Origin of the sequence: Streptomyces sp. NBC_00400 (genome assembly GCF_036048035.1) — a bacterium.
Classification (GTDB): Bacteria; Actinomycetota; Actinomycetes; order Streptomycetales; family Streptomycetaceae; genus Streptomyces.
In genome coordinates, this window is sequence record NZ_CP107940.1 from 1,532,788 (window position 1) to 1,558,936 (window position 26,149).

Annotated in this window: 20 protein-coding genes and 2 pseudogenes; 7 read left to right on the plus strand and 15 right to left on the minus strand. The window is 70.7% G+C overall.

The genetic code is table 11. The features are described from left to right. Window positions 1–80: 80 nt before the first annotated feature. Together OHS81_RS06855 and OHS81_RS06860 are read right to left on the minus strand one after the other, a co-directional pair. A pseudogene (locus OHS81_RS06855) lies at window positions 81–443 on the minus strand (AMP-binding enzyme); the annotation flags it as partial. 961 nt (window positions 444–1,404) lie between these two features. Beyond that, window positions 1,405–2,331, minus strand: coding sequence for an NADP-dependent oxidoreductase (locus OHS81_RS06860; protein ID WP_328383405.1), 927 nt, complete (start codon window positions 2,329–2,331; stop codon window positions 1,405–1,407). Between the two features lie 153 nt (window positions 2,332–2,484). On the opposite strand from OHS81_RS06860, the gene OHS81_RS06865 reads away from it, so the two are divergent. Beyond that, on the plus strand, window positions 2,485–3,165 hold the full coding sequence (locus tag OHS81_RS06865; RefSeq protein WP_328383407.1) for a TetR/AcrR family transcriptional regulator: 681 nt from the start codon (window positions 2,485–2,487) through the stop codon (window positions 3,163–3,165). A gap of 622 nt (window positions 3,166–3,787) precedes the next feature. On the opposite strand, the gene OHS81_RS06870 is transcribed toward OHS81_RS06865, so the two are convergent. Beyond that, entirely contained in the window at window positions 3,788–4,453 is a 666-nt protein-coding gene (locus tag OHS81_RS06870) for a TetR/AcrR family transcriptional regulator (RefSeq protein WP_328390951.1), read from the minus strand. 107 nt (window positions 4,454–4,560) lie between these two features. Between OHS81_RS06870 and OHS81_RS06875 the strand changes: the two genes are divergently transcribed. Beyond that, the gene (locus tag OHS81_RS06875) at window positions 4,561–5,508 is read left to right on the plus strand and encodes an SDR family NAD(P)-dependent oxidoreductase (protein ID WP_328383409.1); all 948 of its coding nucleotides are present in this window, start codon (window positions 4,561–4,563) and stop codon (window positions 5,506–5,508) included. Here the strand turns inward: OHS81_RS06875 and OHS81_RS06880 are convergent. Beyond that, a pseudogene (locus tag OHS81_RS06880) lies at window positions 5,460–5,582 on the minus strand (VOC family protein); the annotation flags it as partial. The gene OHS81_RS06875 and the pseudogene OHS81_RS06880 overlap by 49 nt on opposite strands. A gap of 388 nt (window positions 5,583–5,970) precedes the next feature. Beyond that, entirely contained in the window at window positions 5,971–6,981 is a 1,011-nt protein-coding gene (locus OHS81_RS06885) for an NADP-dependent oxidoreductase (protein ID WP_328383411.1), read from the minus strand. Window positions 6,982–7,092: 111 nt separating this feature from the next. On the opposite strand from OHS81_RS06885, the gene OHS81_RS06890 reads away from it, so the two are divergent. Beyond that, entirely contained in the window at window positions 7,093–7,683 is a 591-nt protein-coding gene (locus tag OHS81_RS06890) for a TetR/AcrR family transcriptional regulator (RefSeq protein WP_328383413.1), read from the plus strand. A 517-nt stretch (window positions 7,684–8,200) separates the two neighbouring features. Here OHS81_RS06890 and OHS81_RS06895 read toward each other — a convergent pair. The 3 genes from OHS81_RS06895 to OHS81_RS06905 all read right to left on the minus strand — a co-directional run bounded on the left by OHS81_RS06895 (window position 8,201) and on the right by OHS81_RS06905 (window position 11,873). Then, the gene (locus OHS81_RS06895) at window positions 8,201–9,742 is read right to left on the minus strand and encodes an AMP-binding protein (RefSeq protein WP_328383415.1); all 1,542 of its coding nucleotides are present in this window, start codon (window positions 9,740–9,742) and stop codon (window positions 8,201–8,203) included. Between the two features lie 845 nt (window positions 9,743–10,587). Further along, on the minus strand, window positions 10,588–10,770 hold the full coding sequence (gene dmpI / locus OHS81_RS06900) for a 4-oxalocrotonate tautomerase DmpI (protein ID WP_328383416.1): 183 nt from the start codon (window positions 10,768–10,770) through the stop codon (window positions 10,588–10,590). A 173-nt stretch (window positions 10,771–10,943) separates the two neighbouring features. Beyond that, window positions 10,944–11,873, minus strand: coding sequence for a LysR family transcriptional regulator (locus OHS81_RS06905; protein ID WP_328383418.1), 930 nt, complete (start codon window positions 11,871–11,873; stop codon window positions 10,944–10,946). A gap of 191 nt (window positions 11,874–12,064) precedes the next feature. On the opposite strand from OHS81_RS06905, the gene OHS81_RS06910 reads away from it, so the two are divergent. Then, window positions 12,065–12,628: a GNAT family N-acetyltransferase gene (locus OHS81_RS06910; protein ID WP_328383420.1), complete on the plus strand. Its 564-nt coding sequence runs from the start codon at window positions 12,065–12,067 to the stop codon at window positions 12,626–12,628. Between the two features lie 48 nt (window positions 12,629–12,676). Here the strand turns inward: OHS81_RS06910 and OHS81_RS06915 are convergent, their stop codons facing one another. From OHS81_RS06915 to OHS81_RS06940, 6 genes are all read right to left on the minus strand, one after another. Beyond that, window positions 12,677–13,936, minus strand: coding sequence for a GNAT family N-acetyltransferase (locus OHS81_RS06915; RefSeq protein WP_328383422.1), 1,260 nt, complete (start codon window positions 13,934–13,936; stop codon window positions 12,677–12,679). Window positions 13,937–14,115: 179 nt separating this feature from the next. Then, window positions 14,116–15,351: an XdhC family protein gene (locus OHS81_RS06920; protein ID WP_328383424.1), complete on the minus strand. Its 1,236-nt coding sequence runs from the start codon at window positions 15,349–15,351 to the stop codon at window positions 14,116–14,118. Between the two features lie 71 nt (window positions 15,352–15,422). Further along, entirely contained in the window at window positions 15,423–16,880 is a 1,458-nt protein-coding gene (locus tag OHS81_RS06925; protein ID WP_328383426.1) for an NCS2 family permease, read from the minus strand. Window positions 16,881–17,123: 243 nt separating this feature from the next. Next, window positions 17,124–19,535 (minus strand): xanthine dehydrogenase family protein molybdopterin-binding subunit, encoded by a 2,412-nt coding sequence (locus OHS81_RS06930; protein WP_328383428.1) that lies wholly within the window; start codon window positions 19,533–19,535, stop codon window positions 17,124–17,126. Window positions 19,536–19,540: 5 nt separating this feature from the next. Continuing rightward, window positions 19,541–20,140 (minus strand): (2Fe-2S)-binding protein, encoded by a 600-nt coding sequence (locus OHS81_RS06935; protein WP_328383430.1) that lies wholly within the window; start codon window positions 20,138–20,140, stop codon window positions 19,541–19,543. Then, a complete protein-coding gene (locus OHS81_RS06940) occupies window positions 20,131–21,018 on the minus strand; it encodes an FAD binding domain-containing protein (RefSeq protein WP_328383432.1) in 888 nt (295 codons plus the stop codon). Before OHS81_RS06940 ends, OHS81_RS06935 begins: the two co-directional genes overlap by 10 nt. Before the next feature lie 275 nt (window positions 21,019–21,293). Between OHS81_RS06940 and OHS81_RS06945 the strand changes: the two genes are divergently transcribed. Then, on the plus strand, window positions 21,294–23,036 hold the full coding sequence (locus OHS81_RS06945; protein WP_328383434.1) for a PucR family transcriptional regulator: 1,743 nt from the start codon (window positions 21,294–21,296) through the stop codon (window positions 23,034–23,036). A gap of 534 nt (window positions 23,037–23,570) precedes the next feature. Then, window positions 23,571–24,377 carry a hypothetical protein gene (locus tag OHS81_RS06950; RefSeq protein ID WP_328390953.1) on the plus strand — a complete coding sequence of 269 codons (807 nt, stop codon included), beginning with the start codon at window positions 23,571–23,573 and terminating at the stop codon, window positions 24,375–24,377. Between the two features lie 57 nt (window positions 24,378–24,434). On the opposite strand, the gene OHS81_RS06955 is transcribed toward OHS81_RS06950, so the two are convergent. Beyond that, window positions 24,435–25,172 carry an SDR family oxidoreductase gene (locus tag OHS81_RS06955; RefSeq protein ID WP_328383436.1) on the minus strand — a complete coding sequence of 246 codons (738 nt, stop codon included), beginning with the start codon at window positions 25,170–25,172 and terminating at the stop codon, window positions 24,435–24,437. Between the two features lie 136 nt (window positions 25,173–25,308). Between OHS81_RS06955 and OHS81_RS06960 the strand changes: the two genes are divergently transcribed. Then, window positions 25,309–25,881, plus strand: coding sequence for a TetR/AcrR family transcriptional regulator (locus OHS81_RS06960; RefSeq protein ID WP_328383438.1), 573 nt, complete (start codon window positions 25,309–25,311; stop codon window positions 25,879–25,881). Window positions 25,882–26,149 lie beyond the last annotated feature (268 nt).

Sequence of the window (26,149 nt, forward strand, 5' to 3'; positions counted from 1 at the left end):
GTTCTCCTCGCGGTACTCGGCACTGGGCGGCCGGTTCGTCGGTGGTTGTCGTTGTGGTACTCGGCGCTGTGCGGGCCGGCTCATCGGTGGTTGTCGTCGCGGTACCCGGCACTTCCGTCGCCCTGCGCGGTGCGCTCACGCAGCTCGATTCGGCGGATGTTGCCGGAGACGGTCTTCGGCAGTTCGGCGAACTCCAGCCGCAGATGCGCTTGTAGTTGCAGGGGGTCACGACCTCACGAGGGTGCGCGAAGATCGCCCTCGCGGTTTCCGGGGCCGGGCGACCACCCGGCCGCCGGCACGACACACGCCTTGGACGCGGCCGGCCGCAGCGGATCGGGGGCGGGCACCACGGCGGGCTCGGCGATCGCCTCGTGCTCCAGCAGGGCGCTCTCCAGCTCGAAGGGTGAGATCTTGCAGTCGGAGGCTTTGAACAGGCCGCCCGCTTCCGGGGACAGATCTTCACCACTCATCATCCGGGGATCAGCCCGTCCTCAACCCGTCCCCGGACCTCAAGGGGCGGAAGCATCACTCCGCCCTCCGGGGGCACCTCCCCCGGCGAATCCACCCATGCGTTCATCAGCTGCTCCCAGAAGCCCGACGTCAGCCCTCGCTGCCATACACGCGCGAGGCTGCCCGCCGGAGCGGACAAGCCACTCCGAGGACACCCGGTGCGCGCCTTGCACAGCATGGCGTCCAGAGTGCCCCGAGATCCCGCAACCGCCTACCCTTTCGATCTACGAAGACAGGCTCGGTCTTCACCCACGCCTCGTCCGCCGGCGGAGGAGCGCGACCTGACAAGTGCTACGAGGACCACTGGCAGCCGGAGTTCTGCTCGCCGGAGCCGAACTCCACGCACCACCAGGCCGGTCACGCCCTGGCCGTCGCCGAGCAGTGCACCAGCCGGCCGCTGTTCCTGTTCGTCAACGTCTCAGCAACCCACGTCCCCCGGCCACTACGCCGGCAACAACACCGACCCCTGGCGCTCCCAGGCCGCCGCGCTCGCGTGCACCGACGAACACCTCGGCCGCCTGGTCGACGGGCTCACCGGCACCAAGAGGCGGTGGTCATCATGTGCAACAGGCAGCAGACTCACCCTCACGGTCTTCGTCTTGGTCACGTGCACCTTGGCCGGAGCACGTGACCAGACGAAGGCCGCCCCCACGTCCGGCGAATGCCCAGGTGAGCGACCCAGTTCGACGGACGATTCGAGCGGGACATGCGGCGCGGTATGCCTACGCTTCGGGCTCTGGCTCGGCCCTTAGGTACCGGCCCCAGATCTGGGCCTTGTGATAGGGACCGGCCCCGTCGCAGTCGTACTGCGGCGCGTCAAAGATCACCCAGTACACCAGCTCGCCGCTGAGCGACTGGGCATGTTCATTGGGTTCGGGTGCACCCATGGCATCCTCAGGGCACGGTGATGATGATCTTGCCGCGTGCGTGGCCGGCGGCGCTGGCGTCATGGGCCGCGGCGGTCTCCTTCAGCGGGAACGCGGCGTGCAGGGGGACGGTGAGGCGGCCCTGATCGGCCAGGTCCGCCGCCAACGGCAGTCCTGCCCAGCCCGGTGACTCTCCTGCCTCGGAGCGGGAGAACCGCACTCCGTGCCGAGCGGCGTCGAAGTCCGCGATGGTCACCACGCGGTGCGGGTCGCCGACGATGGCCACCAGTTCGGCAAGGGAGCCCTTGCCGGCCGCGTCCAGAACCACGTCGACACCGTGCGGAGCCAGTGCAGCAAGGCGATCGGCCAGTCCCGGCCCGTAGGTGACCGGTACGACGCCGAGCCCCTTGAGGAAACCGTGATTGCCCTCGCCGGCGGTGCCGATCACGGTGAGGCCGCGGGCCCGGGCGAGTTGCGCGGTGATGGTACCGACACCGCCGGCGGCGCCCTCGATCAACAAGGTCATGCCCTCGACGGCGTCCAAGGCTTCCAGTACACGCGTGGCCGTGTCGATATTGCCGGCGGCGCCACCCGCTTCACCGAAGGACCACGACCGAGGCTTGGGCGCCCACGCCTCCAGCACGGCGTACTCGGCCGCGGCGCCGCCCTGGTCCACGAAGGGAACGAGACCGAAGACCGCATCTCCCACGGCGGTGCCGGTCACCCCCTCCCCCACCTCGTCGACGATGCCCGCGGCATCCACGCCTGGTACATGGGGCAAGTCCAGGGAGACGAAGTCCTGCAACATCCCTGAACGCAGGTACCAGTCGGCAGGGGTGACGCCGGTGGCACGCACGGCGATGCGGACCCGACCGGGCCCGGCGTGCGGCTCCTCGACCTCTTCGACGGCAAGAACCTCGGAACCGCCATAGCGGTGGTACTGCACAGCAAACACGGACAGCCTCCATACACACGGCACGTCGTTCGACAGGAGGACTCACAGCCGCTCACCTCCGCGGCCGGGAGCCGACCGCGGGAACCCCGCGGCATCACGTCACGCTAACCCGCTAAACGGTCGACCTCTTCCGTTTGTGCTTAAGTGGGAGACATGCCTGACCGACTGTCTCGGAACCCCTCCACCGCCCCCGCCGGCACCCCCGCCCCGGGGCAGCGAGCCGACGCCCGGAACAACCGCGCTCGGCTCCTCCAAGCCGCTCGCGACGCGTACGCCCTCGACGGCACCGACGTGCCCTCCAGTGCAATCGCCCGCCGAGCCGGTGTGGGTGCTGCCACCCTCTACCGGCACTTCCCGACCCGCGACTCGCTGATCGCGGCCGCGTTCTCCGAACAACTCGGCCAGTGCATTGCGACCGTCGACGAGGCCCTCAAGGACGACGATCCCTGGCGCGGACTTCGCACCGCCCTCACCAAGGTCTGCATGATGCAGGCCGAGGACCGCGGCTTCAGTGCCGCGTTCCTCGCCGAATTCCCCGACGCTCCCGACGTCCGGCGTGAACGTACCCGCGCCGAGTCGGGCCTCGCCCGGCTGGTACAGCGGGCGAAGGAAACCGGACAGCTGCGCCAGGACTTCGACAGCAGCGACGTCACACTGCTGCTCCTGGCCAACAACGGCGTCCTGCGAGACTCCCCGGCGGCCTCCATGGCCGCGTCCCGCCGCCTGCTCGCCTACTTCCTCCAGTCCTGCCGGCCGACGGACGACACACCGCTGCCCGCACCCGCGCCACTCCGTCTCGACGACCTGTACAGGGCACCGCGTCGAACGGGATGACCGGATGCCGAAGACAAGTCCGGTGATCCGGTGGCTGGCCGGCAGGCGGTGTGCGGCCAGGGTGTGCAGGACCAGCAGGTGCGGCCGGGTCGGAAGGTCGTCAGGAAGGCGGCTCGGGAGGGTCTTCCCGAAAGCCCGGGTACGGGGGCACGTGTCGGATGCAGGGGTAGCGAGGTAAGCCCGAAAGCCGCCAGACCTCGCCCGGGCCTTCCTGGTCTGGTCAGTGCGGAACCGCCACGCTGACAGCGCCCTGATCCCGATCCCGCCCAAGGACGCGGCAATGGCCCTCATCGAGCAAGATCAACGGTGGGCCCACGTCCGCCGACTTGTGAAGGGAGACGGGATCGACACCGCCACCCGCGTCGTCCTCAGCCGCCTGCTGGGACTTCACATCAGCCGCGCCGGGAAGTGGGTCAAGGAGGCCGGCTCAACCCGAGCTGACTACGCCGCCGAGATTTCCCGCCGCGGCACTGCCACCCCGATTCAGGAGGGGGCTGGGCCATTCGTCGCCCCCCTCCATACACGGCCGTTTTGAGATCGTTTTGATCATGTGAGGCTTGTCGAGTCCCACGGTGATCTTCATGGCGCGTCCAAGGTTTTGGCCTGTCCAGTGCAACGCAGGTCAGCTGCGGGGTAGCGCGCCCAGGAGGGTTGCTGTCAGGGCCAGCTTCAAGTAGTCCTTCAGCTCCAGGTGGAAGCGGGCGAGGTCGGGCTCGGCCTGGTAGGCCGCCTGCAGGCTGGGTGGGGGTGTGCTGTACGCCGACAGCGCGCCGGCCATGACCATGGTTTGCAGGCTGAACAGTGTTGCGTTTTCGCCCAGCTCCGGCAGGTACTTCAGGATCAGGGCGGTCATGGTTGTCAGGCGGTCCAGGGAGGCACGCTTGTAGCGGGCCACGACCTCGACGGAGACGTTGTGTTCCAGGACGCTGCCCTGTGCGCCGAAGAGGTCGCACAGCACCACTCGGCTGGAGAGTGAGCGGCTGAGGATCTCGGCCACCCCTGCCGCTCGCTCGGCCATGGGTAGATTTTCGTCGATGCCGGCCGCCAACTCGCCTGCCAGTTCCGTCAGCCACTCCTGCAGGAAGTGGTCCAGCAGTTCCAGCAGCACCGCCTCGCGAGACTCGAAGTAGCGCAGCACGTTCGGCTTCGCCAGGCCTACCCGGCGGCTGAGCTCGTTCAGGGTGACCGCGGCCACAGGCATCTCGTCGAGCATCGCCGACGCCGTGTCGAGGATCGCCCGTCGACGCATCTCCCGCTGCTCTTCGGTTCGCGCCCGCTGGAAAGTCACGATCACCAGCCTAACTTAGGTACCTGCGGTACGTTGACAACGTACCGAAAGTACTTTAACGTCCCACACAAGATACCTTCGGTACGTTAGTTAGTTGGGAGCCTGGCATGAGCGAGAAGTGGACGACGGCGAACATTCCGGACCAGCGCGGGCGGGTGGCCGTGGTGACCGGGGCCAACACCGGACTGGGGTACGAGACCGCCAAGGCGCTCGCCGAGCGCGGGGCGTCCGTGGTGCTCGCCGTGCGCAACGTGGAGAAGGGCGAGCAGGCCGCGGCCCGCATGACCGGCGACGTGACCGTGCAGGCGCTGGACCTGACCTCGCTCGACTCCGTCCGGACCGCGGCGGCGGCGCTGCGGTCCCGGCTCGACCGGATCGACCTGCTGATCAACAACGCCGGCGTGATGTACACCCCGAAGCAGACCACCCGGGACGGCTTTGAGATGCAGTTCGGCACCAACCACCTCGGCCACTTCGCGCTCACCGGGCTGCTGCTGGACCTGATGCTGCCGGTGCCCGGCTCGCGCGTGGTGACGGTCAGCAGCACCGGCCACCGCATCCGGGCCGCGATCCACTTCGACGACCTGCAGTGGGAGCGGTCGTACAGCCGGGCCGCCGCCTATGGTCAGTCCAAGCTGGCCAACCTGATGTTCACGTACGAGCTGCAGCGTCGGCTCGCCACACACGGCACCACCGTCGCGGTGGCCGCGCACCCCGGCATGTCCAGCACCGAGCTCGCCCGCAACACCCCCGCGGCCTTCCGGCTTCCGCTCACCTGGCTCGCGCCGCTGATCACCCAGAAGCCGGCGATGGGCGCCCTGCCGACCCTGCGGGCCGCCACCGACCCCGCCACGCTCGGCGGCCAGTACTACGGTCCCGGCGGACGCAACGAGGTCATGGGCCACCCCCGGCTGGTCACCTCCAGCCCGGAGTCGTACGAGGTGGCCGTCCAGCAGCGGCTGTGGGCCGCCTCCGAAGACCTCACCGGGGTGAAGTTCCCCGTCGTTCAGTCCAGGCAGAACTCGTTTCCCTCCGGATCGGCCATCACGATGTAGCCCGCGCTGGAAGGAGGCGCCGGCTCGTCGCGGCGCAAGTGGGTGGCGCCGAGACCGACGAGGCGCTCGCACTCCGGAGACGTCCGCCAAGACCTCTCATCACCGGAGTTCCGGTGTCCGTGCGTTCTGCCACCTTGTCGTCCGACGAGGCGGATATCTGGTCGGCGGCTATTCGATCGTGGTCGTGCCTTCGGACGCCGCCACCCGCACTTCAGTCATTCCGCAGGTTCTGATAGCCGTACTTACCGATACTGGAAAACGCTCTGCCAAGCACAAGCGGACGAGGACTGCGTCCGCAGCGGAAAGCCTCCGTCACCGACGCAGCTCGCACGCGCACACCACCTCTCGACGGCTTCCTGGCACGCAGACGAGGTTGATCATTCCGCTGCCCCAGGATGATCCGAAAGAGACGGCCTGGACCCCGCGGACGAGCGCCGGACGCGTCGATGAAACGGCTCGTTTCTAAGCGACCGTGAGCACGATCTTGCCCTGGATGTGCCCTCGGGCGGCGCGTTCGTGCGCGGCTCGGGCATCCGCGAGCGCAAACGTGCTGTCGATCGCGACGCGGACCGTGCCCGCGTCGAGCAGGCGTCCCAATTCGGCAAGCTGCGCGCCGTTCGAGCGGACCTGGGTGCCCGTGACTGTGACGCCCAGCTTCGCGGTCTCTTCTTCGTCGAATTCACCGAAGAACACGGGGAATTGGGAGCCGCCGCGCTTGAGCGTGCGCAGGAAGCGCTTGCTGTCGGGCCCACCGACGGTGTCGAGAACGAGGTCGACGTCATGCACAAGTTCCTCGGGACGACTCTTGGTGTAGTCGACGAACCGGTCGGCGCCGAGCTCGCGCAGGAACGATTCATGCGCGCCCGATGCCACCGCGATGACCCGTGCGCCCTTCCCTTTCGCCAGCTGTAGCGCGAAGTGCCCCACACCGCCCGCGGCGCCGTTGATGAGCACCGTCGTGTTGGCGTCGAGTGCCGTCGGGCGATGCTGCGCCGCCTGGAAGGGCGAGGGGTGATCGTGTCCGAGCTCGATCAGGAACTGCCACGCGGTGAGCCCGGCCATAGGCGCCCCGGCGGCGTGCACGTGATCGATGCCGGCCGGCTTGAGCGCAAGGTCCGACGCAGGCGCGGCCACGTACTCGGCATATGTGCTGCCATCGAAGCCGGGGAAGCGAAGGAGACCGAAGACTTCATCACCGACGGAGAGGCCGTCCACATCCGCGGCGACGGCCTCGACGACGCCCGACAGGTCCGTCCCCGGAATCACGGGCAAGTCGAACTTCGGCCTCGTCTCCGGAGGCAGGTTGGACATCCCGTCGCGCAGGTACCAGTCGGGTGGGTTGATGCCGGCCGCGTGCACCCGGACAAGCACCTCACCCGGCCCCGGCTCGGGAACCGGCACCTCGTCGTCACGCAGAACTTCAGGGCCGCCGTGCTCATGGAGCCGGACCGCCCTCATCGTGTGTGTCGGCATCGTTTTCTCCTGCTCGCACTGCGGGATACGCTTATTCGGATCAGCGATCCACATAAATGGACCACTGATCCGAATATATGGACCACTGATCCGGATAGTCAAGAGGGACAGATGCGGGCCGACGCCAGGAAGAACCGCGACCACCTGCTCGCAGTAGCGGGCACCGCCATCACCGAGCAAGGCGTCGACGTGTCACTGCGCGACATCGCGCGCAGAGCCGATGTCGGACTCGCGACGCTGCTGCGTCATTTCCCGACGCGCGAGGCACTGCTCGAGGCCCTGCTCCGCACGAGCTTCGACGAGCTGACCGCTAAAGCAGGCGCCCTCGAAACGTCCAGCTCGCCCGACGATGCTCTCGTGTCGTGGCTACGCGACTGCGTCGCGTGGACAACCGAGTATCGGGGCGTGACGGTGCTGATGGCAGCCGCCATCGAGGACACCGGATCCGCACTCCACGCTTCGTGCGTCACCCTGCGCGCAGCCGGTGCGCGGCTCCTCACCCGTGCCCAGGCCGCGGGCATGGCGCGGAGCGATATCGATGGCGCCGATTTGTTTGCGCTGGTAGCCATGCTCGCTTGGCTCGGCGACCAACCCTCACTCGCGCCACACGCCGATCGCCTCTTCGAGGTCGTCGCGAGCGCGATTCCGGCAAACGCAGGAAGCCAGCCATGCCAAGGGGGAACGCCGCCCTCAGATCCGTAGCCGGCATGGCCACACGCTGACCGCGGACTCAGCCGCGTGCTCGACAGGGCGAGGTTCGACACCGAGTCCGCCAAGCCGGCCGAGGAGCGCGGCACCGAGTCGCGCCGGCGAGGTCGAAGGACTCGAGGTCAGCCTCGCCGGCTCCGAGGACAAGCTCGCCCAGATCGATAACCGGTCCCAGCAGGTCACCATCAGCCTCGGCATGCCTACGACCAGGAGCGGGGACCGTGAATAACGACGCACATCGAGAAGAACCAGGCCACGATCTGAGCACGTGGAAGCTCGACCAGCTGCAGACGTTCCTCCATGACGCCTACGGCCGGCAACTTGAGACGGCACGCAGGAGGAGATCCCGCACGGGGACGTCGGGCGGGCTGTGGAGCTACCGGACGGACGGCTGGTGCGATCAGCGACGAAGAGCATGAACGTCTCACGACGCACCGTCAGCACTCCTGTGTCCGACATCTCCAATCAGCGGGAAATGACCTCCCGCGCCCGCTGTCTTGCAGCCTGCCGGTCAGTTGTCTCCTCGCTCACGCCCGGACCAGTACGGCTGCCGGAGCTTGAACTTCTGAATCTTTCCCGTGGCCGTCCGCGGAATGCTGTCACGGAACTCCACGGAAGTCGGGGCCTTGTAGCCGGCCAGGTGCTGCTTGCAGTGGGCGATGATGTCGGACTCCTGTGCCGTCGCGCCCTCGGCGAGGACCACGAGGGCCTTGATGGTCTCGCCCCACTTCTCGTGTGGCACGCCGATGACGGCGACCTCGGCGACCGCCGGGTGACCGAAGATCGCGTCCTCCACCTCGATCGACGACACATTCTCGCCGCCGGTGATAATCACGTCCTTCTTCCGGTCCGAGATCGTCAGATGGCCATCGGTTTCGTCGATCGTTCCGCCATCGCCGGTGTGGAACCAGCCGTCCTCAAGAACCGCCGACGTTTCCTCCGGCTTGCCCCAATACCCGTCGAGCACCGTATTCGAGCGGGCCAGGACCTCGCCGGAGTCGGAGATCTTCAGCTTGACACCGAGGGCGGGCAGCCCCGCCCGGGACAGCTTGCGCGCCCTCTCCTCCGCGGAAAGCGCTGCGTCGCCGGGCAGGGGCCGGTTGAAGGTGAGCAGCGGCGACGTCTCGGTAAGGCCGTAGATCTGCATGAACTCCCAGCCCAGCTCCTCTCCCATCCGCTGGATCACCTTGCTCGGGGGCGGGGCCCCGGCGCAGATCACGCGTACGCGGTCGCGGCCCGGGATCTCGCCGTCCCACGTCGCCGCGGCATCCAGCACCATGTTCCACACCGTCGGTGCACCGCACATGAGGGTCACCCCGTGCTCGTCGACGCGTCGGAGGATCTCGGTGCCGTCGACCTTGCGCAGCACGACCTGCTTGACGCCCAGGCCCGCCATCACATAGGGCATGCCCCAGCCATTGCAGTGGAACATCGGCAACGTGTGCATATAGACGTCCCGCTCCCACGCCCGGGTGTGCAGGCCGAAGGTCAGACCGTTGACCCAGATATTGCGGTGGGTCAGCTGCACGCCCTTGGGCCGGGCGGTGGTGCCCGACGTGTAGTTGATCGTCGCGGTGGTGTCCTCGTCCGGGTGCGACCACGGACGCGGATCCACGCCGAACCGCATCAGCTCGGACTCGGTCTGCTCGCCGAGAACGAAACGGTGGCGCGCCGTGACGCCGGTCAGGGCGTCGTCCAGCTCCGGGTCGATGAGCAGGACCGTGGCCCCGCTCTGCTGGACCACGTAAGCGACCTCTTCCGGCTTGAGGCGGAAGTTCACCGGCACGCAGATCCGGCCGCTCATCGGCACCGCGAACAGCAGCTCCAGCAGGCGGGTGGAGTTGTGGCTGACCACCGCCACCCGCTCCCCCTCACCGACTCCAAGGGCGTCCAGTCCCGCCTGCCAGGCGCGGACCCTTTCGGCAAACCGCCCATAGGTCGATACGGGCACGGGCGGGGCGAGCTGATGCGGCTCGTCGACCACCCCCGGGCTGTCGCGGAAGCCCAGCTCGGCCCGGTCGAGGAAGTCCACGATCGTCATCGGTGTCCGCATGCTCTCTCCTGTGCTCGGATGGGCCCCGGAACAAACACGCCTGCAAGCTGAAAAGGGCGACAGCAGCCGGATGCCGTGAGGCTGCCCGCCCCGGAAAGAGATGGGCGGCCCACCGGTTTCCGCTCAAGTGGTCCACCGGAGCGACGACACCAGTAATAGCCGGACAAGGTTTTCCCCCGAATACCCGACCCGGCCTTGCGCGCACGCGACGATGCACCACCCTGACGGAGGACGTGTGCGCAGCCCGGCTCCCCATATCGTGCGGCTGCGGCACCGCGTGGTGGCGGTGATGAATGATCGAGATCCTCCGTGCCTGCCGGCAACGCAGCGACGGCCTCCACCACACGGTGCGGTCCGAGCGATTTCAAGGATTCCGTCTACGGCGCCTTTGAGCGCGCGTTCCAAAGTATCCAGTTTCGGGATTCGCTGCTCAATATCGGGAGCAACACCTACCGGCTCCCAAGCTCGGCGGTAAGCATCCTCCAGGTCCACGACCGTCTCAACAATTTCCGCATGCTGATCCAGTGGCAGGCCGGGGGGCACGAGCCATCTCGCGGTAGTCGTCCTCATCAACGTTCGGTCACGGCACGCCGGTCAAATCCAGCAGTTCATCCGCCCACCCAGGCAGCACAACACCCATGACAAACGCGCCCCCGTAGGGGGCGTGGGGGCCGTGAGGGGCGTGCGCTCCCGTAGGGGCCGTAGGGGCCCAGGCACTCCCGTAGGGGCCGTAGGGGCCGTACGGGCCCGGCCGCTCCCCTACGCAACCGGTGACGCCCCCGTACGGGGCATGGGCCGGCCCTCCCCCGTGAAGGCCGGCCCGCTGCTCATCGACTGCCGGTCGGCTACTTGTCGGCGGTCAGCGTCCCCGCCGCGCCCCAGCTGTCGGTGGGGACTTCCTGGATCCAGACCTGCACGGTGTCGGCGGGGATCCGGTACGCGTCCACGAACGCGTCGGTGATCTGGCGGACCAGCTCCCGCTTCAGCTCGACGCTGCGCGGACCCTGCTGGACGGTGACGATCGGCATGACGGAACTCCTTTGTCGGATACGGCCGTTGAGAGACCGGAACGCAGGGGACTCCCCCGTGTTCCGCAGCCGGGCTCCCGGGTTCTCCGCGGGGTTCGCGGTGGTTGACCGGCATGCCCTCAGTCCATCGCGAACGGGCCGTGCGACCAAGAAGCGGATCGCGCACACAGCGATCACCGATGGAGATCGGACCCCGCGCCGTCGCCCGTCACCGCGCAGGCCCGCAGCAGCTGCTCCAAGCCGGCGGGCGGGTCGGTACGGCGCACCGCGAGCGAGGTGGTGAGCTCCATGCCCGGGGTACGGAACGGCAGGAAGGCGACCCTGGGGGTGCTCAGCCGGGCGGCGTGCGAGGCGTAGACGACGGTCCACAGCCCGTCGCTCGCACCGGCGGCGCCGATCGCCGTCAGGGTGTCGTCCAGCGAGCCGTAGACGGGCCCCGGGACGGGGGTGAAGCCGGCGCCGTGGCAGGCGTCGACGACCAGGTCGACCAGGGCGCGGTTGTTGCGGCGCGCGGTCAGTACCAGCGGGACGGGCGCGAGCGCGGCGAGCGCTACGGTGCCCGGCGAGGCGGCCAGCGGGTGGCGGGCCGGGACGACCGCCACCAGCGGGTCCTGCCACAGCGGCACAAAGCGCAGACCGTCCCGCTCCCCGTCGTGCGGCCCACCGCGGAGGAACGCGGCATCCAGTCCGCCGGACGCCACCCGGGCGAGCCGTTCCCGGGCCGGCGCGGCCACCAGCTCCACCCGGGTCTCCGGGGCGAGCCCCGCCAGCGCCTCCAGCACGCGGTCCAGATGGGCACCCAGGCCGGTACTCGTGCCCACCCGCAAGGTGGCGGCGCGACCGGCGGTCAGCTCGGCGACGACGGCACGGGCGCGCTGCTCGGCGGCGAGCAGCGCCCGCGCCTCCGGCAGAAACCGCTCGCCGACGGCGGTCAGCCGCACCTGGCGCGCCGACCGGTCGAACAGCTCGGTCTGCAACTCCCGCTCCAGCCGTCTGATCTGCTGGCTCACCGCCGACTGCACGATGTGCAACTTCTCCGCGGCCCGCCCGAAATGCAGCTCCTGCGCGACCATGACGAAGTACCGCACCTGCCGCAGCTCCATGCCTCCCCCTTTCCGGCCGGCTCCTGTGAAGCCGGCCCCGCCCCGCTCCGGTCCGGCGCTCCCCCGGACGGTCCGGCGCTCCCCCGGCCGGTCCGGCGCTCCCCCGGCCGGTCCGGCGCTCCCCCGGCCGGTCAATTCCGTTGCCGGTCAATTCCGTTGCCGAGGGTCCGCGGTCCGGACATCATCCCCTCATGATCGACACCACCGCACTCTCCGGAAAACCGGTGCTCACGGGCGACCGGATCCGTCTCACTCCGCTGTCGATACGCCATGCGGCCGCCTTCCACGCCTCCGCCGTCGACCCGGAGACCCGGCGGCTGACCGGCACCCACCATGACTTCACGCTGGAGGAGCTGCAGGCGTGGTGCGCCGGCCGGGCCGGCTGTCCGGACCGGCTGGACCTCGCCGTCGAGGACCGGGAGTCCGGCGCCTTCCTGGGCGAACTCGCGCTGAACGACATCGATGCGCCGAACGCCCGGGGCAGCTTCCGGATCGCCCTGGTCCCCGGCGCCACCGACCGCGGCATCGGCAGCGAGGCGATCCGGCTGCTGCTGGACTACGCCTTCGACCGGGTGGGCCTGCACCGCGTCCAGCTGGAGGTCTGGGACTACAACCCGCGCGCCCGGCGGGCGTACGAGAAGTGCGGCTTCGAGGTGGAGGGCCGGATGCGGGAGGCGCTGTTCTGGGACGGCGCGTGGCATGACGTGTTCGTGATGGCGGCGCTGCGGACGCGGCGGGCCGGGGGCTCGGACTGAGCGACGGGCGCGGGTGCGGGCCGCCCCTGGTCGGACCGCGCCCGTCGCTCAGTGATTCTCCCCGGTGAACGGCAGCCACTCGGTCTCCAGGGCGGCGTCCAGGCGGCGGACCGCACCCGGAGTGTGCTCGGTGGCCAGGCCGGCGTGAACGAAGTGCCGCAGCGGGGTTCCCCCTAGGTAGCAGGACCCCAACTCCCGTACGTCCAGGGAGATATCGGGTTCCTCCCGGGTGGGTTCCCAGGTGGCACCGCCGGGGCCGGCGGTCAGCCGGAAGCGGCCCGCGTTGGCCGGCAGGGCGGTGTCGCGCAGGTCGACGACGAGGTCGGCGGGGGCCGTCCAGGAGCGGGCGGTCAGCGCGGCGCGGACGTCCAGCAGCCGGAGCCAGAGGGCGGGTTCCTGGCCGGTGACGCGTACCTGGTCGCGGTCAGCAGCGAGGTGGAGGAGGGGGTCGTCGGCGGGGCGGCCCTCGATCTCGACGGTCGAGGTGAGGTCGATCGAGACGAGGTAGGACCACAGGGCGGCGGCGGCCGGTCCGGATTCCGCTTCGAGTTCGCCGACACGGACCGCGCCGGGGCCGTTCCCGCCGGGGCCGCGGGTGCGGTAGACGGCGTAGCCGCCGGGTGTCCGGCCGGGGGCACCGAGCACCACGACCTGCGCCGCCCCGAATCCGTCCTCCCCGGCTCTCCTACTGGCGCCGTCGAGGTCCAGTGCCCCGCAGCGCCACCAGCCCTCGTCGCGGGTGAACCGGCCGGCCCGCCGCGCCAGGGTCGCGTCGTAGCGCGGGGCGAGCACGGCGGGTGCCCCGGCCGGGTCGATCATCCGCAGCGGGCGGTTGTCGGGAGCGGTACGGAGCGCGAGGGGGCGGGTGGAGTCGATCTCGATGCGGCAGACCTCGGTGGCGGCGCCGAAGCCGTAGCGGCCGTAGATGGCGCTCTCGGACGGCCACAGGCAGGCCAGTGGGCGCCCGTCGGCGGCGCAGCGGCGCCACAACTCGTCCATCATCGAGGTGAGGATGCCGCGGCGCCGGTGCGTGGGCAGTACGGAGACGAAGTCCACTGCGGCGCACGGGAGTTGGCCCCCCGGAACGGAAAGGGTGCGGCGGTGCGCCCCCGCCACTCCGGCCAGCTGTCCGCCGTCGTACGCGCCGGCGCGGAGGCCGGCCCGCAGCATCCCCGCGTGCCGGCGCCGGGTCTTGTCGCCGGGCGTCAGATGGAAGACGGAGTACGTCAGGTCCAGGGCCCGGTCGCAGTCGGCCTCCGGGATGTCGCGGAACTCCGTGGTGGCGCGGGCGTCGTCGTCAGTGGTCACCGGGGGACGCTAACGCGGTGCGCCGGGAGGGTCATCCCGATTTCCGGCGCCTCCCGCCGGGCGCCTCCCGCGCGGCCCCCGGACCACCGGACCACCGGACGCCGGACGCCGGACGCCGGACGCCGACCACCGTCGCGGGCCGTCTGCCGCGCGCCCGCCACGCCACCGCGACCCTGCCCTCAGGCCACCGACCCGATCCGCCCCACCGGACGGGCCGTGTCGTGGTGGATGGGGGTGTGCGCGCCGGTCAGGGGTACGCCGGTGCCGCCGCGGCGGTTGGCGACGATCTCGGCGGCGATGGACAGGGCGGTCTCCTCGGGGGTGCGGGCGCCGAGGTCGAGGCCGATGGGCGAGCGCAGGCGGTTGAGTTCGAGTTCGGTCAGGCCGGTGTCGCGCAGCCGCTGCAGGCGGTCCAGGTGGGTGCGGCGGGAACCCATCGCGCCGACGTAGGCGACCGGAAGTTTGAGCGCCCGCTCCAGCAGCGGGACGTCGAACTTGGCGTCGTGGGTCAGCACGCACAGCACCGTGCGGGCATCGAGGTCCTGGGAGTCCAGGTAGCGGTGCGGCCAGTCGACGACGATCTCGTCGGCGTCCGGGAAGCGGGTGCGGGTGGCGAAGACGGGGCGGGCGTCGCAGACGGTGACGTGGTAGTTGAGGAACTTGCCGACCTTGACCAGCGCGGCGGCGAAATCGATCGCGCCGAAGACGATCATGCGGGGCGCGGGGACGGAGGATTCGACGAGGAGGAGGACGGGCGTGCCGCACTGCTCCCCGCCCGGCTGCCCCGCGCCGTCGTCCCGGGCGCCGTCCTCGGGTGCCGGGCCCGACCCGATCTCGATCGTCGTGGTGCGCCCGGCGTCCAGGAGGGCGCGGGTGAGGGCGGTCGCGGTGCGGTCGAGGGCGGGGTGGCCGCCGAGGGTGCCGGTGTGGCTGCCGTCGGGGCGGACCAGCAGGGCGCGGCCGCGGAGCTCGGCGGGGCCCTCGATGATCCGGGCGAGGGCCGCCGCCTCCCCCGTGGCGGCGGCGGCCAGTCCCGCGGCGAGCGTGCGGGCGGTGTCGTCCGCCGGCTCTCCCGGTGCCTGGCCGCCCGTGGGGCGCCCGCCCGTGCGTACCGGCTGGACGAGGATGTCGATGATGCCGCCGCAGGTCAGGCCCACGGCGAAGGCGTCCTCGTCGCTGTAGCCGAAGCGCTCCAGGACCGGCTCGCCGGTCTGCAGCGCCTCCTGGCACAGCTCGTACACCGCCCCCTCCACACATCCGCCGGAGACCGACCCGATCGCCGTGCCGTCACTGTCGACGGCCAGGGCGGCTCCGGGCCGGCGGGGCGCGCTGCCGTGGGTGGCCACCACGGTGGCCACCGCGAAGTCGCGGCCCTGCCCGACCCACCGGTGCAGCTCTTCGGCGATGTCCAGCATGTCGGTCTCCTTACGGACGGGATGGGGGTCCCCCCGCTCGCGCGAAGCCGAGAGTGGGGGAAGGCGGGCGGTTACTTGACGCCCAGCCACTGCTCGATCGGATGGAGCGAGAAGTAGAGGACGAAGATCGTGGTCAGCACCCACATGAAGCCGCCGACCTCGCGCCATTTGCCCTGTGCCGCCTTAATGGCAACGTAGGCGATGACGCCCGCGCCCACACCTGCGGTGATGCTGTAGGTGAACGGCATCAGGGCCACGGTCAGGAAGACCGGGATGGACACCGAGCGGTCGCGCCAGTCCACGTGGCCGGCGGCGCTCATCATCATCGAGCCGATGACGACGAGGGCGGCCGAGGCGACCTGGGCCGGTACCAGCTGGGTGAGGGGGGTGAAGAACAGGCAGGCCGCGAAGAGCAGGCCGGTGACGACGGACGACAGGCCGGTGCGGGCACCCTCGCCGACACCGCTCGCCGATTCGATGAACACGGTCTGGCCGGAGGCTCCGGCCACCCCGCCGATCGCCCCGCCCGCGCCGTCCACGAACAGCGCCTTGGACAGGCCCGGCATCCGGCCCTGGTCATCGGCCAGCTTGGCCTCGGTGCCGACGCCGATGATGGTGGCCATGGCGTCGAAGAAGCCGGCCAGCACCAGGGTGAAGACGATCATGCCGACGCTGATCGCGCCGATCGAGCCCCAGCCGCCGAATTCGACATGGCCGAAGAGGCCGAAGTCGGGCATCGCGACCGCGCCGCCGCTCAGCTCCGGGGGCGTACCGCCCCAGTCCTTGGCCGTGAGGCCGCCGATCCTGGTCGCGGCGATGGACAGCACGCTGCCGGCCACGATGCCGATGAGGATCGCGCCCGACACCTTGCGGGCCTGCAGCATGAAGATCAGCAGCAGGGTGACGCAGAAGAACAGCACCGGCCAGCCGGACAGCTGCCCGGCCAGGCCCAGAGTGACGGGGCCGCCCTCGCCCTTGCCCACGAAGCCGGCCTTCACCAGCCCGAGCAGGGCGACGAACATCCCGATGCCCATGGTGATGGCGTGCTTGAGCGCCAGCGGGATGGCGTTCATGATCATCTCGCGGAGTCCGGTGACCACCAGGAGGCAGATCACCACGCCGTAGACCACACACATGCCCATGGCCTGCGGCCAGGTCATGTGCGGGACGACCTGGGCGGTCAGCGCGGCGGAGACGTTCAGGCCGGCCGCCAGGGCCAGCGGTACCTTGCCGATGAAGCCCATCAGCAGCGTGGAGAGGGCCGCGGCCAGCGCGGTCGCGGTGACCACACCCGCATGCGCGAGGGTGTTCTTCTCCACGTCCGGGGTCGACAGGATCAGCGGGTTGAGCAGGAGGATGTAGCACATCGCCATGAAGGTGGTGATGCCGCCGCGCACCTCTTGCGCAAGCGTCGATCCTCTGTCGGAGATGTGGAAGTACCGGTCGAGCCAGGACCGGCCGGCGGGCTGGCGCGAGCCGGCGCCCGCGTCTTCCGCCGTGGTCCTCGGCTCGGTGGACTGCTGGGTCATGGTGCCTTACTCCCAAGGTTCACAGGGGCACTCGCCGCGAGGTGCGAGATTTGGGATGACATTCCGGCTGCACGACCCGGGGGACGGCCCGAGACGAACTGGGGGTACTGGCTCCGCCGGAGCGGAGCAGCGACTGCGTGGTGCGGGGTGGGACTCCGGGCGGTGAGCGGCGGAGGACGGACAGGGCCCCCCCTGACACCCACCGCCCGGAGACCGGTGTCCGGGGTCGCCCCGGACGGCTCTCTACGTGCCGGTGAGGTGTTCGGGCCGCACCGGCGTCTTGTTGAGCTCCAGCCCGGTCGCGTTCCGGATCGCCGCGAGGACGGCCGGGGTGGACGACAGGGTGGGGGCCTCGCCGATGCCGCGCAGCCCGTACGGGGCGTGCTCGTCGGCGAGTTCGAGCACATCGACCGGGATGGTCGGGGTGTCGAGAATCGTGGGGATGAGGTAGTCCGTGAAGGAGGGGTTGCGCACCTTCGCGGTCTTGGGGTCGACGATGATCTCCTCCATGACCGCCACGCCCAGTCCCTGGGTGGTCCCTCCCTGGATCTGGCCGACCACCGACAGCGGATTGAGCGCCTTGCCGACGTCCTGGGCGCAGGCCAGCTCGATGACCTTGACCAGGCCGAGTTCGGTGTCCACCTCGACGACCGCGCGGTGGGCCGCGAAGGAGTACTGGACGTGGCCGTTGCCCTGGCCGGTGTGCAGGTCGAAGGGCTCGGTCGGGCGGTGCCGCCACTCCAGCTCCAGGTCGACCGCCTCGTCCTCCAGCACGTCCGCCAGGTTGGCCAGCACCTCACCGCCGTCGGTGACGACCTTGCCGCCCTCCAGCAGGAGTTCGGCGGTCGCCCACGCGGGGTGGTACGTGCCGAACTTGCGCCGGCCGATGTCGAGGACCTGCTCGCGGACGTGCTCACAGGTGTTCTTGACCGCGCCGCCGGTGACATAGGTCTGGCGGGAGGCGGACGTCGAACCCGCCGAGCCGACCCGGGTGTCGGCCGGCTGGATGGTGACCTGCTGGACCCCCAGCTCCGTACGGGCGATCTGGGCGTGGACGGTGACACCGCCCTGGCCGACCTCCGCCATCGCGGTGTGGACGGTGGCGACCGGCACCCCGCCGACGACCTCCATCCGCACCCGGGCGGTGGAGTAGTCGTCGAAGCCCTCGGAGAAGCCGACGTTCTTGATGCCGACGGCGTAGCCGATGCCGCGGACCACGCCCTCGCCGTGGGTGGTGTTGGACAGCCCGCCGGGCAGCGCACGGACATCGGCGCCCGCCCCGGCCGTCAGCCACTGCTGCTCCGGCGGGAGCGGCATCGCCTTGACGCGGCGCAGGAGTTCGGCGACCGGGGCCGGGGAGTCGACGGGCTGGCCGGTGGGCATGATCGTGCCCTGCTCCATGGCGTTGAGCTGCCGGAACTCGACCGGGTCCATGCCCAGCTTCTTGGCGACCTTGTCCATCTGCGCCTCGTAGGCGAAGCACGCCTGGACGGCGCCGAAGCCGCGCATCGCCCCGCAGGGCGGGTTGTTGGAGTACAGCGCGATGGCCTCGATGTCGACGTCGTCGACGACGTACGGGCCGACGGCGAGCGAGGAGGCGTTGCCGACGACGGCCGGGGAGGCGGAGGCATAGGCGCCGCCGTCCAGCACGATGCGGCACCTGAGGTGGGTGAGCTTGCCGTCCTTGGTGGCGCCGTGCTCGTACCAGAGCTTCGCCGGGTGCCGGTGGACGTGCCCGAAGAAGGACTCGAACCGGTTGTAGACGATCTTGACGGGCTTGCCGGTACGCAGTGCCAGGAGGCAGGCGTGGATCTGCATCGACAGGTCCTCGCGGCCGCCGAACGCGCCGCCGACGCCGGAGAGCGTCATCCGCACCTTCTCCGGGGGCAGGCCGAGGACCGGGGCGATCTGGCGCAGGTCGGAGTGCAGCCACTGGGTGGCGACGTACAGATCGACGCCGCCGTCCTCGCCGGGCACCGCAAGGCCGGACTCCGGGCCGAGGAACGCCTGGTCCTGCATGCCGAAGACGTACTCGCCGGAGACGATGACATCGGCCTTCTCGGCGGCCTCGGCGGCGTTGCCGCGGATGATCGGCTGGCGGTGGACGATGTTCGGGTGCGGGACGTGCCCGATGTGGTGGTCGGTGCGGTGCTCGTGGACCAGCGGGGCGCCCTCGGCGGTGGCGGAGGCCTCGTCGGTGACGACCGGCAGCTCGGCGTAGTCGATCTTGATCTTGGCGGCGGCGCGGCGCGCGGTCTCCGGATGGTCGGCGGCGACCAGCGCGACCGGCTCCCCGTGGTGGCGCACCTTGCCGTGCGCGAGAACCGGCGTGTCCTGGATCTCCAGGCCGTAGTTCTTCACGTCGGTGGGCAGGTCGTCGTAGGTCAGGACGGCGTACACACCGGAGGTCGCCAGCGCCTCGGAGGTGTCGATCGACCTGATCTCGGCGTGCGCGGTGGTGGAGCGCAGGGTGTAGCCCCACAGCATGTCCTCGTGCCACATGTCCGAGGAGTAGGCGAACTCGCCGGTCACCTTGAGGGTGCCGTCGGGCCGCAGCGTGGACTCACCGATGCCGGCCTTGGTCTGGCCGCCCTGGGTGAGGTTCGTGGGCGTACGGCCCGGAGCCGTCGCGAGGCGGGTCTCCTTACCTGCCATGGCGATCAGGCCCCCTGTCCGGCGGTCGGGTGCTCGCCGCGGGCGGCCGCCAGCCGGACCGCGTCGAGGATCTTCTCGTAGCCCGTGCAACGGCACAGGTTGCCCGACAGCGCCTCACGGATGTCGGCGTCCGACGGGGAGTCGTTGCGCTCCAGCAGCTCATCGGCGGCGACCAGCAGGCCCGGGGTGCAGAAGCCGCACTGGACCGCGCCGGCGTCGATGAACGCCTGCTGGATCGGGGAGAGTTCGGTCCCCTCGCCGGTGTGCGAGTCCGCCGGACGGGCCTGCCAGCGCTGGGCCTGGTCGATGCTCGTACCGCAGGTGCCGGAGGCACAGCCGCCGTTCTCGGCGCGCTGCTTGGCGAAGTCCGCCAGGCCCTCGACGGTCACCACGTCGCGGCCCTCGACCTGGCCCGCGGCGACCAGACAGGAACAGACCGGCACACCGTCCAGACGGACCGTGCAGGACCCGCATTCGCCCTGCTCACAGGCGTTCTTGGAGCCCGGCAGGCCCATCCGCTCGCGGAGGACGTACAGCAGGCTCTCGCCTTCCCAGACGTCGTCGGCCTCCTGCAGGCGGCCGTTGACGGTGAATGTCACGCGCACTGTGCGCTCCTCTCCTTGCCCCGGTAGGACTCCCAGGTCCAGCCGAGGGTGCGGCGCGCCATGATGCCGACCGCATGTCTGCGGTACTTGGCGCTGCCGCGCACATCGTCGATCGGGTTGCAGGCGCCGGAGGCGAGCTGCGCGAACTGCCCCGCGAGGGACGGCGGGAGGGGACCCGCCGACTCCCAGAAGCCGCCCTCCTCCAGCGCCGCGGCGAGGAAGTCCTCGGCCTCACGGGCCCGTACGGGGGTGGGTGCGGCGGAGCCGATGCCGGTGCGCACCGTGCGGGTCTCGGGGTGCAGCGCGATACCGAAAGCGCAGACCGCGATGACCATGGCGTTGCGGGTGCCCACCTTGGAGAACTGCTGCGGGCCGTCCGCCTTGGGCAGATGCACCGAACGGATCAGCTCGTCGGGCTCCATGGCGTTGCGCTTGACGCCGGTGTAGAAGTCGTCGATCGGGATCATCCGGCGGCCGCGCACGGATTCCACCTCGACCTCACAGCCGGCCGCGAGCAGCGCCGGGTGCGCGTCGCCGGCCGGGGAGGCGGTGCCGAGGTTGCCGCCGACGCCGCCGCGGTTGCGGATCTGCGGGGAGGCCACCGTGTGCGAGGCCAGGGCCAGGCCCGGGAGTTCGGCCCGCAGGTTCTCCATGATCTGCGTGTACGGGACGGAGGCACCCAGGCGTACGGTCTTCTCGCCGACCTCCCACTCGCTCAGATCACCGATGCGGTTCAGGTCGAGCAGGTACGCGGGGCGGCGGTGGTCGAAGTTGATCTCGACCATCACGTCCGTGCCGCCCGCGATGGGCACAGCGGTAGGGTGCTCGGCCTTGGCGGCGAGCGCATCCTCCCAGCTGGCGGGGCGAAGGAAGTCCATCGTTGGCCTCTTCTACGAATTCTACGAAATCGGGTCGTTCGCTACTCATGGTGAAGATGCTGCGCCGGCATCGCCACGGAGTCGTTCCTTCATGTCTTGTTCATGGAGATGCGTTCAGTGAACGCGCCCGGGGCCCGCCCGGTGCAGTCACCGAAACCATGAAGCGGTTGGCTGGCCACACCACATGTCTTGTAGATTCGAACGAAAGACGAGGCTCGGAAACCTCGCGGCATTCCACCGGCAACACCAGACAGCAAAGAACGGCGGGCGAGGTCATGCGGCTCCGCGCACTCCTGGACACCCACACCCTTGGCCTCCGGCTGCTCGGGGGCGAGGAAGAGCTGGACCGCACGGTACGCGGCGTGATGACCACCGACCTGCGCGATCCCAGCCGCTACCTCTCCGGCGGCGAACTGGTGCTGACGGGGCTGGCGTGGCGCCGGGAACCGGAGGACTCCGAACGGTTCGTGCGCATCCTGGCCACCGCGGGGGTCGCCGGGCTCGCGGCGGGCGAGGCGGAGCTGGGCTCGGTCCCCGACGACCTCGTACAGGCCTGCCTCCGCCACCGGCTGCCGCTGTTCTCCGTCGTCGAGGACGTCTCGTTCGCCTCCATCACCGAGCATGTCGTCCGCCAGGTCTCCAGCGAACGGGCGGGCGATCTGGCGGCCGTGGTGGACCGCCACCGGCGGCTGATGACGTCGGGCCCCACCGGCGGCGGCCCGGAGGTGGTCCTGGACCTGCTCGGCTCCGACCTGGACCTGCGGGCCTGGGTGCTCTCCCCCACGGGCCGGCAGATCGCGGGCTCCACGCTGGCGGACGCCGGGCCCGAACTCTCCGGTGAACTGGCCGCCCGTCTCGCGGGCGAGCATCTGGCGGCGGCCCGTTCGGGGCGCCGGGGCCCGCATCGCGTCACGGTCGAGGGAGGTGCCCCGACGGGGGCCGCTGCCGACGAGGCCCGGGGGAAGCCCGAGGAGGGAGGGCGGCCGGGCGAGGGGCCGGCCAGCTCCACCTTCTCCCTGTTCCCGATCCGCCACGAGGGCCGTGATCTGCGCCGGACGCTGCTGAGCGACTGGCTGCTGGCGGTCGAGGCGGACGCCGGCGACTGGTCCGAGGAGCGCCTTGACCTGCTGCACGGCGTCACCCAGCTGATCGTCGTGGAACGCGACCGGCGGGATGCCGCCCGTACGGTGCGCCGCCGGCTCGCCCAGGAGGTCCTGGAGCTCGTCCAGACCGGCGCTCCGCCCGCCGAGATCGCGGCCCGGCTGCGGGTGGCGGCCCCGGTGCTGCTGCCGGGGCTGGGCGCGGCGCCGCACTGGCAGATCGTGGTGGCCAGGGTCGAGTGGGAGGACGGCGATGTCCCCGGCGGCCCGGTGGCGCAGAGCCTGCTGGAGGAAATGCTGGTCGATCCCGGCACGTTCGGCCCGGAGCCCTCCGACCGCATCGCCGTGGCACACACCGGCGACGAGGCGGTGGCGCTGGTGCCGCTGCCCGTCCCGGACGAGCCCGGTGCCCCCTCGGCGGCCGGTCTGCACGCCGATGAGCTGCTGTCCGCCGTCCAGGGGCCGCTCGGCCGCGGTCTGGCGGACGACGGGCGGCTGACGGTCGGGGTGAGCGCCGCGGTCCACTCCGCCGAGGGCCTGCGCGGCGCCCTGGAGGAGGCCCGGCACGCCCGCCGGGTCGCCGCGGCCCGCCCGGGCCGGGTCTGCGCCGCCGGGCACGAGGAGCTGGCCTCGCACGTCCTGCTGCTGCCCTTCGTGCCGGACGACGTCCGGCGGGCCTTCACCGCCCGCCTCCTGGACCCGCTGCGCGACTACGACCGCAAGCACCGCGCCGAGCTGATCCCCACCCTGGAAGCGTTCCTGGACTGCGACGGTTCCTGGACCCGCTGCGCCAGCCGCCTCCACCTGCACGTCAACACCCTGCGCTACCGGGTGGGCCGCATCGAGCAGCTGACCGGCCGCGATCTGTCCCGCCTGGAGGACAAGCTCGACTTCTTCCTGGCGCTGCGGATGAGCTGACGGCGCCGTCCCGCGTCACGGCGCCGCCTCGTGTCAGGCGTCGCGGAGCGACTGCCCGCGCCTGCACTGCCCGCGCCTGCGGCCTGATCGGGCCCCGCCGGTTCGACCGGCGGGGCCCGATTACGCCATTCGGGGTAATTCGATCGGGCGTCATCGGGCGTCATCGCGCGGCCCGTCGTGGTGCCCCGGTCCCGCCGCACGGTGCGGCGATGTGCCCGATCAGGGCCGCGCCCGCGGTCCGGAACGCCCGCCCGGGGATTGTGAATTCATTCACCCACCCCCTTGGCCGGGCGGCGGGATCCGTGCTGAGATTCGCCCACTGCTTCCAACTTCCAGCTCAATGGCGCGCTCGGGGAGGGCAATGTGGCGGATACCGCCATGTCGGAATCCGCGGATTCCGCGGACCCGGTGAGTTCAGCGGACCCGGCCGGTTCCACGGTTCCGGCCGGTACTGCGGATCCGGTCGGTTCTGCGGATCCGGTCGCTACTGCGGATCCGGTCGCTACTGCGGATGCGGTCAGTTCTGCAGTGGTGGTGCCGCTCGCGGTACCGGCACCGGCATCCGCACCGGAGACAGGATCACTCGGCACGGCCGAGGGGGACGGCCCCCTCGACCGTGCCGTTTGGCGTCTGCGCTCCCGCGGCTGCTGGGACGATGCGGCCGCCCTGCTGGAACCGCACGCCGTCCGGCACGCGCCGTCCGCGCTGCGTCGCGCCGCGCTGCTGGTCGAACGGTGCATGTTCACGGCCACCGGCTGGGCCGGGGCCGAGGACGCGCTGCGCGCCGCCGAGGCGCTGGCGGGCGACGACGACGAGCGGGGCGGCGCGGCCTGCGAGCGCGGCCATCTCGCGTACGCCGCAACGGTCCTGGGCGTCCGCGACCGCGCCGACGAGGCCCGTTCGGCACTCGGCCGGGCCGCCGCGCTGCTGGCGCCCACCGCGGCGGGCCGCCCGCTGCTGGACTTCCGCCGCGGGCTGATGGCCGAGCATGTCGCCGAGAGCCCGGACGCGGCGCGGGCCGCCTACCGCCGTGCGCACGCCGGCGCCACCGCGCACGGCGACACCCTGCTGCTGTCCTTCACCTGGCGTCATCTGGCCGGACTCGCCCTGCGCGACGGCGAGTTGGCGGAGGCCCGGCACGGTTTCGCCGAGTCGCTGCGGATCCGCGAGGAGCTGGGCTTTCTGGTCGGCACGGCACCCGCCCTCGTGGCGCTGGCCGACGCCGCCCCGGACGCCGACGCGGACCGGCTGCGCGCCGAGGCGGCCCGCCTCTTCCGCCTGATGGGCGGCGTCCCCACGTGGCTCGCCGACCATCTGTCCACCGGCGTCACGGCGACCTAGGACCTGTCTTCAAAGTCCCGCCCGCCGCGCGGCGCCCGGCACGCACGCTCGGTGCGATCAGGCCTGCACGGTGGGGCGGACGACGATCTCGCTGACGTCGACGCCGTCGGGCTGTTCGATGGCGTAGCCGATGGCGGAGGCGACGGCGGAGGGCGGCATGGCGATCTCGTCGCGCTGCCGGGTCATCGCGGCCGCGACCTCGGGGCCGGCTCCCTTGCCGACTCCTTCGGTGTGGGTGAAGCCGGGCGAGACGAGGGTGACGCGCAGGTCGGGTCCCGATTCCTGGCGCAGGCCCTCGGTGAGCACCTTCACCGCCGTCTTGGTGGCCGCATAGACCGCCTGGGGGGATTTGACGACGTAGGCCGCGGTGGAGCCGACGTTGACGAACTGGCCGGAGCGCTGCCGGCGGAAGACGGGCAGGGCGGCCCCGATGCCGTTGAGCAGGCCGGTGATGTGGGTGGAGACCATGGCGTCCCAGTCGTCCTGGCGCAGGTCGTCGAACGGCGAGACGGCCATGGTGCCCGCATTGGAGACGAGGACGTCGAGCCGGCCGTACCGGTCGAGGGCCGTGTCCGTCAGGCGCTGGAGGTCTTCGCGGCGCGTGACGTCGACGGTGACGCCGACGGCAGTGCCGCCCTTCGCCGTGATGCTGTCCACGACGGCGTTCAGCCGGTCCTCGCGCCGGGCTCCGAGCACGAGCCGGGCGCCCTTTTCGGCGAGGTGGATCGCCGTCGCCTCGCCGATGCCGCTGCTGGCACCTGTGATCGCGATGACTTTGCCCTGGATACCCGACATGGCCGGCTTCCTTTCGCGGGATGCACGCAGGTCAGCGCAGTGACCTACAGTGAAAGCGGAGGTGTCCCCGTTTAACTCAGACTAAGTGGGGATGCCCCCGGTTAGCAAGGAGGGCGAGAAGGGATGGCGAGCACCGATGACCGACGGAGCGCTTCGGCCGTTGCGGGCTGACGCACGGCGCAACAGGGAGAAGATCCTCACGGCTGCGGTACGCGTGTTCACGACGGAGGGGCTGGACGCGCACCTGGAACGCATCGCCAAGGAGGCGGGCGTGGGCAGTGCGACTCTTTACCGCAACTTCCCCACCCGGGAGGCCCTGGTCGAGGCGGTCTACCGCAACGAGGTGGCCCAGCTGTGCGATGCCGCCCCCGCCCTGCTCGCACAGAAGCCGCCGGCCGAGGCACTGCGCGCATGGACGCGCCTCTTCCTCGACTACGTCACCGCCAAGTACGGCATGATCGACGCCCTGCGCGCCATCGCCGCGACGGGAAGCAATCCCTATGGTCACAGCCGGGAAATGATCCAGGCCGCCCTCGCCTCGCTCATGGACGCCTGCACGGCCGCCGGGGTGATCCGTACCGATATCCGGCCCACCGACATCAGCGCCGCCCTGGAAGGCATCGCCCTCACCTCGGCGGGGGCGGAACACCGACAGCAAGCGGAGCGCCTGCTCGACCTCACCCTGGACGGCCTCACGGTCCGCCCGTGAGGCCTCGTGCGCCGCCCCCTCCTCCGCTCGATCCGCCGCCCGCGCCCCGCTCACTCCGTCGCCGTCAACCCCTCAACACCGGCCATGCCGGATCCTTCGACGATTGGCCGGATTCATATGGTCCCGGTGGTGGATCGGCCGGGCTGCGATGGTTGCGGCCCCGGCAGGCCGTCGACGCGCCGGGTGAACCCTGAGGTGGGACTATGAGCCGAAGGCCCGGGGCAGGGATGTCTCACGACGTCCCACAGGCCCCGAGAATGGCCGCAAG

What these genes read in the sequence shown, in the direction of transcription:
- OHS81_RS06865 (WP_328383407.1), top strand. Translation starts at nt 2,485, where the DNA reads ATGCCTGACCGACTGTCTCGGAACCCCTCCACCGCCCCCGCCGGCACC.
- OHS81_RS06955 (WP_328383436.1), bottom strand. Translation starts at nt 25,172, where the DNA reads ATGTCGGGTATCCAGGGCAAAGTCATCGCGATCACAGGTGCCAGCAGC.
- OHS81_RS06960 (WP_328383438.1), top strand. Translation starts at nt 25,309, where the DNA reads ATGACCGACGGAGCGCTTCGGCCGTTGCGGGCTGACGCACGGCGCAAC.
- OHS81_RS06890 (WP_328383413.1), top strand. Translation starts at nt 7,093, where the DNA reads ATGCGGGCCGACGCCAGGAAGAACCGCGACCACCTGCTCGCAGTAGCG.
- OHS81_RS06945 (WP_328383434.1), top strand. Translation starts at nt 21,294, where the DNA reads ATGCGGCTCCGCGCACTCCTGGACACCCACACCCTTGGCCTCCGGCTG.
- dmpI (WP_328383416.1), bottom strand. Translation starts at nt 10,770, where the DNA reads ATGCCGATCGTCACCGTCCAGCAGGGTCCGCGCAGCGTCGAGCTGAAG.
- OHS81_RS06875 (WP_328383409.1), top strand. Translation starts at nt 4,561, where the DNA reads ATGAGCGAGAAGTGGACGACGGCGAACATTCCGGACCAGCGCGGGCGG.
- OHS81_RS06925 (WP_328383426.1), bottom strand. Translation starts at nt 16,880, where the DNA reads ATGACCCAGCAGTCCACCGAGCCGAGGACCACGGCGGAAGACGCGGGC.
- OHS81_RS06920 (WP_328383424.1), bottom strand. Translation starts at nt 15,351, where the DNA reads ATGCTGGACATCGCCGAAGAGCTGCACCGGTGGGTCGGGCAGGGCCGC.
- OHS81_RS06910 (WP_328383420.1), top strand. Translation starts at nt 12,065, where the DNA reads ATGATCGACACCACCGCACTCTCCGGAAAACCGGTGCTCACGGGCGAC.
- OHS81_RS06895 (WP_328383415.1), bottom strand. Translation starts at nt 9,742, where the DNA reads ATGCGGACACCGATGACGATCGTGGACTTCCTCGACCGGGCCGAGCTG.
- OHS81_RS06930 (WP_328383428.1), bottom strand. Translation starts at nt 19,535, where the DNA reads ATGGCAGGTAAGGAGACCCGCCTCGCGACGGCTCCGGGCCGTACGCCC.
- OHS81_RS06885 (WP_328383411.1), bottom strand. Translation starts at nt 6,981, where the DNA reads ATGCCGACACACACGATGAGGGCGGTCCGGCTCCATGAGCACGGCGGC.
- OHS81_RS06905 (WP_328383418.1), bottom strand. Translation starts at nt 11,873, where the DNA reads ATGGAGCTGCGGCAGGTGCGGTACTTCGTCATGGTCGCGCAGGAGCTG.
- OHS81_RS06940 (WP_328383432.1), bottom strand. Translation starts at nt 21,018, where the DNA reads ATGGACTTCCTTCGCCCCGCCAGCTGGGAGGATGCGCTCGCCGCCAAG.